Source organism: Paenalicyclobacillus macrosporangiidus, from assembly GCF_900116805.1.
Taxonomy (GTDB): Bacteria; Bacillota; Bacilli; order Alicyclobacillales; family Alicyclobacillaceae; genus Alicyclobacillus_H; species Alicyclobacillus_H macrosporangiidus.
Window position 1 is genome coordinate 20,419 of record NZ_FPBV01000020.1, and the last position, 12,949, is coordinate 33,367.

12 protein-coding genes and 1 tRNA gene are annotated in these 12,949 nt (G+C 63.9%); 8 read left to right on the plus strand and 5 right to left on the minus strand.

From position 1 onward, the window contains the following. Positions 1-25: 25 nt before the first annotated feature. Positions 26-2,164, minus strand: a complete 2,139-nt coding sequence (locus BM357_RS14735; RefSeq protein ID WP_074955111.1) for a diguanylate cyclase — start codon at positions 2,162-2,164, stop codon at positions 26-28. A gap of 473 nt (positions 2,165-2,637) precedes the next feature. On the opposite strand from BM357_RS14735, the gene BM357_RS14740 reads away from it, so the two are divergent. The 3 genes from BM357_RS14740 (at position 2,638) to BM357_RS14750 (ending at position 5,078) form a co-directional block, all read left to right on the plus strand. Then, on the plus strand, positions 2,638-3,195 hold the full coding sequence (locus tag BM357_RS14740) for an anthranilate synthase component II (RefSeq protein WP_074955114.1): 558 nt from the start codon (positions 2,638-2,640) through the stop codon (positions 3,193-3,195). Between the two features lie 44 nt (positions 3,196-3,239). Further along, positions 3,240-4,790, plus strand: coding sequence for an anthranilate synthase component I family protein (locus tag BM357_RS14745; protein ID WP_245784023.1), 1,551 nt, complete (start codon positions 3,240-3,242; stop codon positions 4,788-4,790). Between the two features lie 213 nt (positions 4,791-5,003). Next, positions 5,004-5,078: transfer RNA gene (locus BM357_RS14750), tRNA-Arg, on the plus strand. Positions 5,079-5,216: 138 nt separating this feature from the next. Here BM357_RS14750 and BM357_RS14755 read toward each other — a convergent pair. Beyond that, a complete protein-coding gene (locus BM357_RS14755) occupies positions 5,217-5,570 on the minus strand; it encodes a spore coat protein (RefSeq protein ID WP_074955119.1) in 354 nt (117 codons plus the stop codon). Between the two features lie 13 nt (positions 5,571-5,583). Then, complete coding sequence (locus BM357_RS14760) at positions 5,584-5,919, minus strand: hypothetical protein (protein ID WP_342741633.1); 336 nt, start codon at positions 5,917-5,919, stop codon at positions 5,584-5,586. Between the two features lie 368 nt (positions 5,920-6,287). Here BM357_RS14760 and BM357_RS14765 point away from each other — a divergent pair, with 368 nt between their 5' ends. Genes BM357_RS14765 through BM357_RS14780 form a run of 4 tightly spaced genes read left to right on the plus strand, consistent with a single transcriptional unit; the run spans position 6,288 to position 10,893 of the window. Beyond that, positions 6,288-7,337, plus strand: coding sequence for a BMP family lipoprotein (locus BM357_RS14765; RefSeq protein ID WP_074955122.1), 1,050 nt, complete (start codon positions 6,288-6,290; stop codon positions 7,335-7,337). Positions 7,338-7,382: 45 nt separating this feature from the next. Beyond that, positions 7,383-8,921: an ABC transporter ATP-binding protein gene (locus BM357_RS14770; RefSeq protein ID WP_074955125.1), complete on the plus strand. Its 1,539-nt coding sequence runs from the start codon at positions 7,383-7,385 to the stop codon at positions 8,919-8,921. Between the two features lie 35 nt (positions 8,922-8,956). Then, entirely contained in the window at positions 8,957-9,994 is a 1,038-nt protein-coding gene (locus BM357_RS14775) for an ABC transporter permease (protein ID WP_245784024.1), read from the plus strand. Continuing rightward, positions 9,991-10,893 carry an ABC transporter permease gene (locus BM357_RS14780; RefSeq protein WP_245784025.1) on the plus strand — a complete coding sequence of 301 codons (903 nt, stop codon included), beginning with the start codon at positions 9,991-9,993 and terminating at the stop codon, positions 10,891-10,893. The genes BM357_RS14775 and BM357_RS14780 overlap by 4 nt, the downstream gene beginning before the upstream one ends. Positions 10,894-10,908: 15 nt before the next feature. On the opposite strand, the gene BM357_RS14785 is transcribed toward BM357_RS14780, so the two are convergent. Both BM357_RS14785 and BM357_RS14790 read right to left on the minus strand, forming a co-directional pair. Next, positions 10,909-11,301 (minus strand): CoA-binding protein, encoded by a 393-nt coding sequence (locus tag BM357_RS14785; protein ID WP_425426555.1) that lies wholly within the window; start codon positions 11,299-11,301, stop codon positions 10,909-10,911. Between the two features lie 170 nt (positions 11,302-11,471). Then, positions 11,472-11,732, minus strand: coding sequence for a hypothetical protein (locus tag BM357_RS14790; protein ID WP_074955131.1), 261 nt, complete (start codon positions 11,730-11,732; stop codon positions 11,472-11,474). 156 nt (positions 11,733-11,888) lie between these two features. On the opposite strand from BM357_RS14790, the gene argC reads away from it, so the two are divergent. Beyond that, entirely contained in the window at positions 11,889-12,944 is a 1,056-nt protein-coding gene (gene argC, locus BM357_RS14795; protein ID WP_074955134.1) for an N-acetyl-gamma-glutamyl-phosphate reductase, read from the plus strand. Positions 12,945-12,949: the final 5 nt, after the last annotated feature.

The window sequence follows — 12,949 nt, forward strand, 5'->3', positions numbered from 1 at the left end:
CCCCGCCAACCGGTATTTTGCCATCTCAGCCCTGGCTTCCGATTGCAGGACACGGGCGATGAGACCAATGTTGCAGCAAGAGATCGGTCAGGGTTGGATCGAACTGACGGCCCTTCTGTTCGCGAAAGTATGAAGCGACCCGCTCCTCCGGCCAAGCGTTCTTGTAAGGCCGCGGACTGAGCAATGCGTCCAAAACGTCCGCAATCGCGGTCAAGCGCCCCGCAAACGGGATGTCGTGTCCCGCCAGTCCGCGAGGATAACCTTGCCCATCCCACCGCTCATGGTGTGTCCATGCGATGTCCAGCGCAAAGGCCAGAAGCCGTTCGATGGGACGGTTGCGCACGGTGACCCATCTGCCAATGAAATGCATGAGCATGTCCCGTCCGATTTCTGCGTGACTCTGCACGTAGGCGTACTCCGCTTTGGTCAGCGCGGAAGGCTTGAGCAGAAGTTCGCGGGCGATGAATGCTTTTCCAATGTCGTGAGCCACACTGGCCATCGCAATCAACTGCACGTCTTCGTCGTTCACGATGTCGTGAGCGGCCGCAAGTTCGCCCAGCCAGTGCACGTACTGCTGTACGCGATCCACATGTTCAGGCAGGCCGGGAATCCCCATTTCCGCAATATGGGCGAGGCCGGACAGAAAGGAGGCATAAAGATCCAAGTTGTTCTCCTGAGTCTCCTTCATCGTCGCAGCCGACGTAGCCAGAGAAGCTTCGCAAACCGACGCCTGTTCAGGGATGACCACGCTGCAATAGCCCACCGTGTTGTTTCCTAACTCCACCGCGCCGATGTATTCCTGTGCATTCCAACGATCCCCGTTCGACCGAACGTTTTGAAACGTACCCGCCCATTGCTTGTGTTTCGCCAGTTCGTCACGAACGCGCCGGTACAGCTCTGTGTTGGCCGCGGCGTGAGAAGCCAGCACGCTGGGTTTACGCCCGACCAGTTCACTGCGCGGATACCCGGTCATTTTTTCGAATGCGGGGTTGACATCGATAATGGTGTGGTCCTCGGTGGTCAGGACGAAGCCGACCGGACTGTTTCGGACGATGGATTGAAACGCCTGGACGGCCCAATTCAAGTGGCGGCCGAAGGATACATACTCGTCTTCATAGGAAGGCGTGGAGCTTGTCCCACTCCAAGCCATGATGGCGTTTTTGCCAAAGCGCTTGATGCGCAACAACGCCTGGTCTGCGCGGTTCAACAGGTCGTCGTTCAGCCGTCCGGTCGCGATGCCAATACTGGCGCGAATATAAAACGGCTTCGGCAAGGGATTCAATTCGAGCGGTTGCGAGGTCAGACGCTGATGAATGCGCTCAGCCACTTTCTCCGGATTCTCCGAGGAGGGCGGCGAAACGAGCAAGATCAGAAATTCATCTCCACCCCATCGAATGACGGCGTCTTCCGCCCGTACGCACGCGTGCAAGCGTCGTGCGGTCTCTTGAAGAAGTTGATCGCCCACATCGTGTCCGTAGGTGTCGTTGACAAACTTGAACTCATCCAAGTCCACAATGATGGCAGTGACCCATTCGTCCTTGTGATTTTGGATCCACCGGTAGGCGCCGCGGCGATTGAGGCACCTCGTCAGGTGATCCAGGAGACTTTCCCGAAGCGCACGTTCCCGCCGACGTCGTTCGTGACAGTAGGTGACAAACAGCAGACTCGCGACGGAACCGACGACGACGTCCATGAATGAAATCCCCTCGTGAGGAACGAAGACAAACACCGCCGCGACGGTCAGTACAAACGGAACGGCGGTCAAGGGAGACCGGTTGAACCGTGTTAGAAGGACCGCGAGGAGGATCAGAATACAATTCACCCATTTCAGGATGGGAGAATGGACGGGCCACCACCACGTCAAGGCCACGAAACCGGCCAGCGTCGCACAGGTTGCCCATGAATGCCGTTGCTTGGTATCCGGACGCCAATGCAAGTCCATCAGTACCGCCGCGGTGACGGGCAGCACAAACAGACTGAGCTCGTCGACGGCGAACGCCCAGGTTCCCAGTGCCACGCATGCACTGGCAATTTCCAACAGATCCCATACGCCATCCGGGATGCGGCGAAGCCATCTCACCTGTCGCAGACGGCAGAATGCTTCCAAAAACCCAATGATGCCTGCGGCCACCCAGCACGCATGAACGACGTTCTCCAGGAACACGGCTCCGTCCCTCCCGAGTTGTCCTCACGATTCGTTGCAAAACGGGCGAAGAACACAGGACTTCCAGCATTTCCACGTTACAAATGATGTACAAACTGAGGAGCCCCCACAAGACCGGGTTGTATCATTTTTGTTTGCATTGGTTTGCAGTCTCCATGGCCTATGGTTCCACACCCGGTGGGTCATGCGGACCTGCGTGACGATCCGATCAGGCACAGTAGTACACTTGGATCATCGGGGAGGACCGCCGGGATGTGAGCGGTTTGCAATCCGCCGTTGACGTACCGGTGCCCACCCGGTATGCTGTGCGTAGATGAGCTGAGTCAGTTGAGCTGAGTCGAGCCTGAGGGGAACCTGCATAGCTCCATGGATTCCGCGCTCAAGCTTGCCACAGCCCTGCTGTGGTTTTTTTGGCGCCTCTTGTGAATCCTCTCCCTCCGGTTCAGCTCGACAGAGCTGAAAGGGTGGATGTCATGCTCCTCGTGATTGACAACTACGACTCCTTCACGTACAACCTCGTGCAGTACTGCGCGGAACTGGGGGCGGACGTGGTGGTCCGCCGAAACAATGCTCCCCTCTCCGAATTAAGGGACCTGCGGCCCGATGCGCTGCTGGTGTCGCCCGGACCCTGCACGCCGAATGAGGCCGGATGTTCCCTGGACGCCATCCGTCACTTCGCCGGCCGCATCCCCGTGCTCGGCGTGTGCCTGGGCCATCAGGCATTGGGGCAGGCCTTTGGCGGCCGCGTGGTGCGCGCCCCGCGCCTGATGCACGGGAAGACCTCATTCATCCGCCATCACGGGGATCCGCTGTTCACCGGCGTCCCGAACCCGTTTCAGGCGACGCGCTACCACTCCCTGGTGGTGGAACGCGAATCGCTGCCGGACACATTCGACGTGATCGCCGACTGCGACGGGCTGATTATGGGCCTCCGCCACCGTCCGACGGGTGCGGCGGGGGTGCAGTTCCATCCGGAGTCCATTCTGACGCCCGACGGGAAGCGGATGCTCGCCAATTTCTTGGCCAGTTGACGGGACGCAGACAGAATTCGATGACACCGGGGAGGCGAGCCAGGATGAGGAGTGGCGGTTCGTATTGTGACCCTTTTTCCCTGTACCTTCAAGTCTCGGGCACACTGGGGGAAGGACAGGCGTTCTTGCTGGACGCGGCGCGCGACGCGGGACCTTCGCAGTATCGGATGAGTCTCATCGGCGCACTGCCGCTGTTGGAAGTGCAGGTGAAAGACGGCGTGGTCGCCGTGTTTGCGGAGGCGGAACTGGCTTCCCACGTGAGGGGCCGGTTGGAGGAGGCCGGTTTTCATGCGGGCGGTGTGCCAACGGCCGATGGGGCGGGGACGAGGCGGTTTTTGCCCAGCGTGATCGAATCCTTGGCCTGGAGCGGCCATGCGGACGATCCGATGGTCCTGCTCGAGGCACTCCGCGCCATCCTGCGCGACCTGCAGGGGGCGCAGAAGGTGCCATTCTCGAGCGGGTTTCTCGGCTACTTGGGCTACGACGCGGTGCACTATCTGGAGCGGCTGCCGAAGACCACCGTCGACGACCGGGGGCTGCCCGATATCCGCCTGCAGTGGCACGCGGTGATGATCCATCTCCAGGACGACACGGTTCGTGTGTTTGACGCCTTGGAAGGGTTGGCCAAAGTGTACACGCCGGATGCGGTGCGGGCGTTGGCGGCGCGGATCGACCAGGTACGTGCCCTGGTGTCGTCGTACATGGAACACCCTGTGGCGCCTCGCTTCCCGGAAGCGCCGTCCGAACCGGCTGAGGCGGTCGACGACGTGAGCCAGGAGGAGTTCGAGGCCAACGTCGAGCGGGCGAAGGCGTACATCCGGGCGGGGGACATCTTCCAGGTGGTGCTCTCGAAGCGGGTCCGCGTTGCAAAGCGGGTCCACCCGTACGCGGCGTACGATCGGCTACGCCGGTTGAACCCGTCGCCGTACATGTTCATGGCGGAGTATCCGGGATTTCGCCTGTTCGGCGCCAGCCCGGAGGCCCAGTTCCGCGCGGTGGGCGGCGTCGCGGAGATGAAGCCCATCGCGGGGACGTCGAAAGGGCGGGGGCGCACACCCGAGGAGGACGAGCAGCTTCGCCGGCGCCTGCTGGAGGATGAGAAGGAGCGGGCCGAGCATGTGATGCTGGTGGATCTGTGTCGCAACGACCTCGGCCGCGTGTGCCAGGTCGGTTCCGTTCGGGTGGACGCGTTCATGGATGTGGAGCCGTACTCCCACCTGTTCCACCTGGTGTCGCGCGTGTCGGGGCGACTGCGCCCGGACGTCAGCGTGTTTCACGCGCTCCTGGCGACGTTCCCCGCGGGGACGCTGTCCGGGGCACCGAAGATTCGGGCCATGGAGATCATCGACGAGCTGGAGCGGTACCGGCGGGGGCCGTACGGCGGGATGATCGGCGTGATCGATTTCGATGCCAACGCCAACACGGCCATCGTCATCCGCACCGTGGTGGAACATGCAGGCGTGTACGATGTGCAGGTGGGAGCGGGCATCGTGGCGGACAGCGACCCGCATCAGGAGTGGCTCGAGTGCGGCCACAAGGCCGCCGCCGTCATGGATGTGCTGGGGGTGCGGCGGCCCATGACGGAGACGGTGTGACGGAGCCTTCGCGGAGCGCGTGCCGCGGGCGGGCTCCATGGATAGGAGCGTCGGGGCTGTCTTCCAAGCCGTCGTAAGGCGGGCGGGGACAGCTCCACCGATCTTGACCGGGGTGGATGCAGAGAGCTTGAGCTGACGAAAGTTGGCATGAATTCGGGGGACCACGCCTCTTGTGCAGCGGTCCATCGTGTGGTATATTACTAATCGTCCTTTGCGCCTATAGCTCAGAGGATAGAGCACCGGTCTCCGGAACCGGGTGCGGGGGTTCGATTCCCTCTAGGCGCACCATACGTGAAATGCCCGTCACCGCGCGAGTGTCGCGGGGCGGGCATTTCGATTGTTGCGGGCACTCGCCTCCCATTCCTGGACGGGTACTGCGAAATGGGGATGGGGCGCCGGCCTCATCCGGCTCCATCCTATTCGCGGTCACTGCACCCGGGCAGGATACGGGAACTGGCTACTGTAGCCGCTGAACTGCTGATACGCCTGATCCACTTTCTGCTGTTGCTCCGCCTCGAGCTTGTACCAGCCCTTCTGGAACATCAGGTTGAACACGTCCCGGCAGGCCCGGTGCGTCTCCGTGAGGACCGTCAGGACGTCCCGGAACAGCGCGTCATGGCTCGCCTCGCGGGCCGCGACGTTGAAGCTGTCGGTGAGGTACTTTTCGGTGGCGAGAAGGTCCTGCAGCCGATCCCGGTCGTTCATCTCCGGTCCCTTGACCTGCGGCTCTCCGGGCGGTTTCGGGTTCGCAATCTGCTGGCTGTTTGGATTCTGAGGCATCCGGATTCCCCCCTCAGTGCGCTGGTTGCGGCGGCTGCGGAACGCTCTGCATCGCCTGCTGGTTGTTCGTCTTCAGATGGCCTAACAGAAGCTGGTAGTGATGCTGGTGCATCTGGCCGATCCGCTGAATGGCCGAAGCGACCGACGCGTCGGAGCACTCCTTGGCGTAGTGGGCGCACTTTTTTGCCGCCACGAGCAGCCACGACAACTGGTCCTTGAGATACGACGCGTCCTTCGACGTGATGACCTGCGGCGGCGTGGTCATCCGCGGCCCCGCTTGGGGTCGGGCTGGGACAGCGGCTTGTTCGGCCTGCTGCGCTTGGGCTTGCTGCTGCGCTTGGGCTTGCATACGCTGTATCATCGTGGGTTGCGGTTGTGGTTGCGGCTGAGGCCGCTGCGGCATTTGAGGCTGTGGCACAAAATCCCCTCCTGGTTGCTCAATTCTTAGTCTCGCCTAGTGTGCGCCGGATGGGGCAGCCTCATGCCCCGGTGCCGACCGCGCGGACCTGGCGCCTGTCCGGTCACACGGCGGGGCACTTCGACCGCGACTTCACGCCCGAACGGCGGAGCGCAAAGGAGCGCAAAAAATCTCGCCGCGTGGCCGCCCAGGTACTTGCGCTTTTTTATCTGAATGGGCACAATAATCGTGGTTTTGTGTCAAAATAGACCATCATCACCACGCCGGGAGCGAGCGAATGAACGGAAGGGGGCATTTTCATGAGACGCATGGCCACGACGACCACCGCAGCCATCCTGTTGATGGGATTCGTCACAGGCTGCGGAGTGGCGGCGAACAAGGCCGGGACGACGGAGAATGCGGCGGGTGGGGCGCCGAAGGTGAACTTCAAGGTGGGCCTCGTCACCGACTCCGGCGGACTCAACGACCACGGGTTCAACCACCTGTCGGACGTTGGCTTGGAGAAGGCCAAACAGGAGCTCGGGGTCAGCGGGAGCGTGGTCGAGTCGAAATCTGAGAGCGACTACGTCCCGAACCTGCAGCGCTTCGCGCAGCAGGGGTACAACCTGGTGATTGCCGTCGGATACCTGATGGACGAGGCGGTCAAACAGGTCGCGCCACAGTACCCGAACACCAAATTCCTCATCATCGACGATCCCATCACCGACATCAACAACGTCACCTCCGCCATGTTCAAGACAGAGCAGTGCGGGTACCTGGTCGGCGCGCTGGCCGGACTGATGGAAAAGCGCAGCGACATCCAGGGGCTCAATCCACAGAACGTGCTCGGCGTCGTCGGCGGCCAGAAGATCCCGCCCGTGGACTCCTATATCGCCGGCTTCTTGCAGGGGGTGAAGAAGACCGACCCGGACGCCCAGGTGATTGTCAAGTACGTGAACAGTTTCAATGACCAGGCGGGCGGCAGCCAGGTGGCCCAGACCGAGATCGCGGGCGGAGCGGACATCGTGTTCCAGGTGGCCGGCGGCAGCGGCATCGGCGTCATCAACGCCGCCAAGAGTGCCGGGGTGTTCGCCATCGGGGTGGACGCCGACCAGAACTATGTCGCGCCGAACACCGTGATTGTCAGTGCCCTCAAGGGGGTCGACACGGCCACCTACGATGTCATCAAGGACACGCTGAACAACCAGTTCAAACCCGGGGTGCAGGATTTCGACCTGGCCAACAACGGCGTCGGGATCTCCAAGACCACGAGTGTGGTGCCTGCCGACATTGTCAACCAGGTGAACGACCTGGCGAATCAAATCAAGAACGGTTCCCTCACCGTCAGCGACCAACTCCCGAAATCGTGACGGCTTCCGCCGGGCGAGGGTGAACGAAGCGCGGGGAGGGCAAACATGTCGAGTTTTCTGGAAGTCGTTGACGTTCACAAATATTTCCCAGGCGTGAAGGCAAACGACGGCGTGAACCTGGACGTCCGGGCCGGAGAGGTGCACGCTGTGCTCGGCGAGAACGGGGCCGGGAAATCCACGCTGATGAAGCTGATCTCCGGACTGTACCAGCCCGACGCGGGCGAGATCCGGCTCGAGGGGCGGCCGGTGCGTTTCGGATCTCCGCGCAATGCCATCCGGGCGGGCATCGGCATGGTGCATCAGCACTTCATGCTGATCCCGGCGCTCACGGTGGCGGACAACATCGTCCTCGGCGACGAGCCCGGCGGCATACGGTACAAACGCCGGACCGCCGCTGCGCAGGTGAGGGCGCTGTCTCAGAAGTACCGGTTGGAGGTCGATCCGCTCGCACGTGTCGAACAACTGTCTGTCGGCCTGCAGCAGCGGGTGGAGATCCTGAAAGTCCTGTACCGGCGCGCGCGTTTGCTCATCCTGGACGAACCGACGGCGGTGCTGACCCCGCAGGAGGCGGAGGAACTGTTCCAGGTGCTCCGCCACCTGAAGGCGCAGGGGACCCCCGTTCTCTTCATCAGCCACAAACTGGACGAAGTGCGGGCCGTGGCGGATCGCATCACCGTAATGCGCGCGGGCCGCACGGTCGCCACCGTGCCAGCCGCGGACGCGAGTCCGCAGGAGCTGGCCAACCTCATGGTTGGGCGAGAGGTGGTGCTGCGCGTGAACAAACCGCCCCGGACCCCCGGGGACGTGGTGCTCTCCGTCCGGAATCTGTCGGTCACCGACGCGGAACGCAGGCTGCGGGTCCGGGACGTCTCGTTCGAGGTGCGGGCTGGCGAGATCCTCGGCATCGCCGGCGTGGATGGCAACGGCCAGACGGAGCTCGCCGACGCCATCGCGGGGCTGTTGCCGGCCTCCGGTGGCCAGGTGGCGTTTCTCAGCCAGGATATCACGCGCCTGCCGCCCGGGGAACGGACCCGGCGCGGCATAGCGTACGTGCCGCAGGATCGCCAGCGGGACGGGCTGGTCCTCGACTTCACCCTGGTCGAGAACGCGATGCTGCGCGATGTCTCGCACCCGCCCTTTTCCCGCCGTGGGATCCTTCAGCACCGGCCGGCCCGGGCGTACACGGAGCGGCTGCTCGAGGCGTTCGACGTCCGGCCGCGCGATCCCGACCGGCACGCGGGCGATCTGTCCGGCGGCAACCAGCAGAAGATGATCCTGGCGCGGGAGGTCTCCCGGGACCCCAGTCTGCTCATCGCGGTGCAGCCCACGCGCGGCTTGGACGTGGGGGCCATCGAAGGCATCCACCGCCAGCTGCTCCGGCTGCGCGAAGCGGGCAAGGCCATCCTGCTCGTCTCGCTGGAATTGGATGAGATCCTGTCTTTGTCCGACCGGATCGCGGTGATGCACCACGGCCAGGTGGTGGACATCGTGCCGGCCGAGACGGCTACGCGCGAACAGATTGGCCTGTTGATGACCGGGACGCGGGTGGGTGAAAGCGAGGTGGCGCAGCCATCAAACCGGTAATCCGCAATCTCTTGACGCCCGTCCTGGCGACCGCATTGGCGATCCTCATCGGTGCGGCCATCGCCTACATCCTCGGGTTCGATCCGTTCGTCGCCTACGGCGCCCTCCTCACCGGCGCCTTCGGCAACACCATGGCCATCAGCAGCACGTTGGCCGGTGCCGTGCCCCTGGCGCTGGCGGGGCTCGGCGTGTCGGTCGCCTTTCGGGCGGGCCTGTTCAACATCGGTGCGGAGGGGCAGTACTGGATCGGCGTGATCGCGGCGGTCTGGTTCGGATACCACCTGACGGGTTGGCCGGGTTGGTTGCACACGCTGGTGTGCGTCGTCGCAGCGGCCGTGGCTGGAGGCCTCTGGGGTGGGCTCATCCCCGGCCTCGCGAAGGCGTACCGGGGGGCGCACGAGGTCATCACCACCATGATGATGAGCTACATCGCCATCTACTTTGGCCAATACCTGATTGCCGCGGGCGGGCCGATGCACGCGCCGGGGTACAACGCGCAATCTTACCCCATCCGTCAGGACGCGTGGTTGACGGTCCTGGTGCCGCCGCAGTTGACGACGGCGGTGTTCTTCGCCCTGGGCACGGCGGTGGCCGTGTGGTGGGTCATGTTCCACACGACCGTCGGGTTCCGGCTGCGGACGGTCGGGGCCAACGCCCGGGCCGCCCGTTACGCGGGCATCCTCGTGCCGGCGTACACGGTGCTGGCGCTGGGGCTGAGCGGCCTGTTGGCGGGCCTGGCGGGAGGTGTCCAGGTGCTCGCGCTGGACCACCGCCTGATGTGGGGATTCAACACGGGCTACGGCTACACGGCCATCGTGGTCGCCCTGTTGGCGCGCAACCACCCGTTCGGCGTGCTGTTGGCCGCCGTATTCTTCTCGGCGCTCTCCACGGGCGGCCAGAACATGCAGATGGTCTCCCAGCTGCCGAGCAGCCTGACGGACGTGCTGACGGGCCTGATTGTGTTCTTCGTCGCGGCCGAGCGGATGGTGCCGCTGGCCATCGCTTGGTATCGGCGGCGGCGCGGCGTACGGGTGCAGGTGGCCGCGGCGGGGGAAGGAGGACGTGAGGCGTGAGTGTCTTGACGAATCCGCAGTTGTGGGCCTCCACGTTGGCGATGACGGTGCCGTTGGCATTGCCGGCCATCGGCGGGACCTTTTCGGAACGGGCGGGCGTGGTCAACATCGCCATGGAAGGCATCATGCTGATGGGCGCGTTCTTCGGGGTGGCGTTCTCCTACTGGACGGGCTCTGCGTGGCTGGGCCTGGTCTTCGGGGTGTTGATGGGCGGGCTGTTGGCGGCGGTGTTCGCCTGGGCGGCCATCCGCCTCGCGGCGGACCAGGTGGTCCTCGGGATGGCGGTCAACATCTTCGCGTCGGGGCTCACCGCCTTCTTGCTCAACACGCTCTTCGGATATGAGGGCACGCCGCCGGATACGCCGCCGCTGCCGTTCGTCTCCCTGCCGTGGCTCGGGCCCGTCTTCTCCCACCAAAGCGTACTGTTGTACGTGATGTTCGCCATCGTGGCGTTGTCCCACTGGTTTTTGTTCCACACCCGGATCGGGCTTCGTATCCGGGCGGTCGGGGAAAACCCGCTCGCGGCAGACACAGCCGGGCTGAACGTGTGGCGTCTGCGCTATGCCGGGGTCATCGTGGGGGGCATGCTCTCTGCGCTCGGCGGGGTGTACCTGTCCATCGGCATCCTCAACTCGTTCGACGTCGGCATGACCAACGGGCGCGGGTTCATCGCCCTCGCCGCGATGATCTTCGGGAAATGGACGCCGGTTGGTTCATTCTTGGCATCGCTGTTGTTCGGGTTTTCGACGGCGCTCGGGATCGCCCTGCAAGGGCAGGGTGTCTCCCCCGACCTGTTGTCGATGATTCCGTACGTCCTCACCATCCTGGCCCTCACGGGGCTGGTCGGGCGGAGCACGCCGCCGGCGGCGGATGGGATCCCGTACACCCCCATCCGCTGATGGCACACCGCTTCGTTATCGCTGACGCGCGTACAGGCTGTGCATCACCGCGATGCAGCGGTCCATGATGATGGTCTTGCCGTGGGCTTGCGCCAAGGCCGCGGCCGCTTCGTCATATACGCCTTCCTGCGCCCAGATCACCGGTGCGTCGATCTCGATGGCTTCCTCCACGACCGCCCTCAGGGCGTCGCTGCGCCGAAAGACGTCGACGATGTCGATGGGTTCGCGGATGTCGGAGAGCTTGGCCACGGCCTTCTCCCCGAGCACCTCGGTGATATTCGGGTTGACCGGGATGATGCGGTAGCCGCAGCGTTGCATGTGCTGAGCGACCGCGTAACTGTCGCGCGCCGGGTTGTCGGACAGCCCGACCACGGCGATGGTCTTGGCCTCCTTGAGGATGCGGGCCATCTCTTCCGGACCTGGATTCTGGAACACGGACATCATCTCCCGTTCCCATCATACCCCTGCGCCGCTCTGCCTGTAAATGCCACACGGGCGAACCCGGGGGTTCGCCCGTGTGACGATTCAGCACGGGCCGGGCATGGCCATCACCGGCTCTGGCCTTCAGCCGCACCATATTAGGAACTCTCTGCGCTCTCCAGACTCTCGTAGTCCATGTAGGGAGCGGCCATCATGTTGTACCCGTGGAACTTGGAGACCGTCACCCCTGTGGTGGGCATCTCAGCAGGCAGGGCTGCCGGCAGGGCAGCGGGCACTGCTGCGGGCGCCACCCCGACGCCGTACCCGTACCCGTATCCCGGCACGAACAGGAAGAACAGCACGAAGATGATCAGGAACACGACGGCCCATCGGGTGTAAGAGCCGAACACACCGTACATCGCTTCTCATCCCTCCTCCGGAAGATACCTCATCAGATGAGGGGACATCCGCCGACGGATACGGACAGTCGCGGATTCCGGGCGGGCTCACCCTCTATACAATTGACCGGCGAGCCACTATACTGAATAAAAATACATCAATGGGGATGTTCATGCATGACGACACCACACACGTCTCGCGTTCGCGCCGGCGTCGTCGGCGCGACCGGATACGGCGGCCTGGAATTGGTCCGGCTGCTCGCCGCCCACCCAGCGGTGGAACTGACGTATCTCGCCGGGAGCAAGGACGGCGGTCCGGACTTCACCGAGTGGTTCCCGCACCTCGCCGGCGTCATCGAGGCACCGCTTCACGCGTTCGATCCGGCGGCCTGCGCCGAACGATGCGACGCGGTCTTCGTGGCCTTGCCGTCCGGGGCGTCCGGCCAGGTGGCCGCCGAGCTGTGGGAGCGCGGGCGGCGCGTGATCGACCTGTCGGGCGACCTGCGCGTACCCGCAGACCTGTACCGCGCGTGGTACAAGCGGGAACCGGTCGATCCCGCCGTCCAAACGGCAGCGGTGTATGGCCTTCCGGAGTGGCACCGCGATCGCATCGCCGAGGCGACCCTCGTTGCCAACCCCGGCTGCTACGCGACCGCCATCCTGCTCGGCCTGCTGCCGCTGGCCGTCGCGGGCTGGCTGAGTCCGGCGCATCCGGTGCTGGTGGACGCCAAGTCCGGGGTCACCGGGGCAGGCCGCACCCCGACCCTGAACACGCATCTGGGCGAGTTGTACGAGAACTTCTTCCCGTACAAGGTGGGGGCGCACCAGCACACGCCGGAGATTGAACAGGAGCTGGGCCGGCACGTGGAGGCGAAGGTGCTCTTGACGACCCAACTGCTGCCGGTGGCGCGCGGCATCTACGCGGTGTCGTACGTCACCCTGGACCGCGCGGCCGACGTGGGGCAAGTCTATGCGCTCTACCGCGAAACGTACAAGCATGCGCCCTTCGTGCGCGTGCACGCACCCGGGCGTGTCCCGCAGATGAAGCATGTGCGCGGATCGAATTTCTGCGACATCGGGCTGTTCGTCGACGAGCGCACGGGGGTGGTGCAGGTGTTCAGCGTGATCGACAACCTCACCAAAGGGGCGGCCGGCCAGGCGGTACAGAACTTCAACCTGATGCACGGACTGCCGGAGACCATGGGTTTGGCGGGCGGCCCCATGTTCCCATGAAGAGG

What these genes read in the sequence shown, in the direction of transcription:
- BM357_RS14760 (WP_342741633.1), bottom strand. Translation starts at nt 5,919, where the DNA reads ATGCAAGCCCAAGCGCAGCAGCAAGCCCAAGCGCAGCAGGCCGAACAA.
- BM357_RS14770 (WP_074955125.1), top strand. Translation starts at nt 7,383, where the DNA reads ATGTCGAGTTTTCTGGAAGTCGTTGACGTTCACAAATATTTCCCAGGC.
- BM357_RS14745 (WP_245784023.1), top strand. Translation starts at nt 3,240, where the DNA reads ATGAGGAGTGGCGGTTCGTATTGTGACCCTTTTTCCCTGTACCTTCAA.
- BM357_RS14765 (WP_074955122.1), top strand. Translation starts at nt 6,288, where the DNA reads ATGAGACGCATGGCCACGACGACCACCGCAGCCATCCTGTTGATGGGA.
- BM357_RS14755 (WP_074955119.1), bottom strand. Translation starts at nt 5,570, where the DNA reads ATGCCTCAGAATCCAAACAGCCAGCAGATTGCGAACCCGAAACCGCCC.
- BM357_RS14740 (WP_074955114.1), top strand. Translation starts at nt 2,638, where the DNA reads ATGCTCCTCGTGATTGACAACTACGACTCCTTCACGTACAACCTCGTG.
- BM357_RS14790 (WP_074955131.1), bottom strand. Translation starts at nt 11,732, where the DNA reads ATGTACGGTGTGTTCGGCTCTTACACCCGATGGGCCGTCGTGTTCCTG.
- argC (WP_074955134.1), top strand. Translation starts at nt 11,889, where the DNA reads ATGACGACACCACACACGTCTCGCGTTCGCGCCGGCGTCGTCGGCGCG.
- BM357_RS14785 (WP_425426555.1), bottom strand. Translation starts at nt 11,301, where the DNA reads ATGGCCCGCATCCTCAAGGAGGCCAAGACCATCGCCGTGGTCGGGCTG.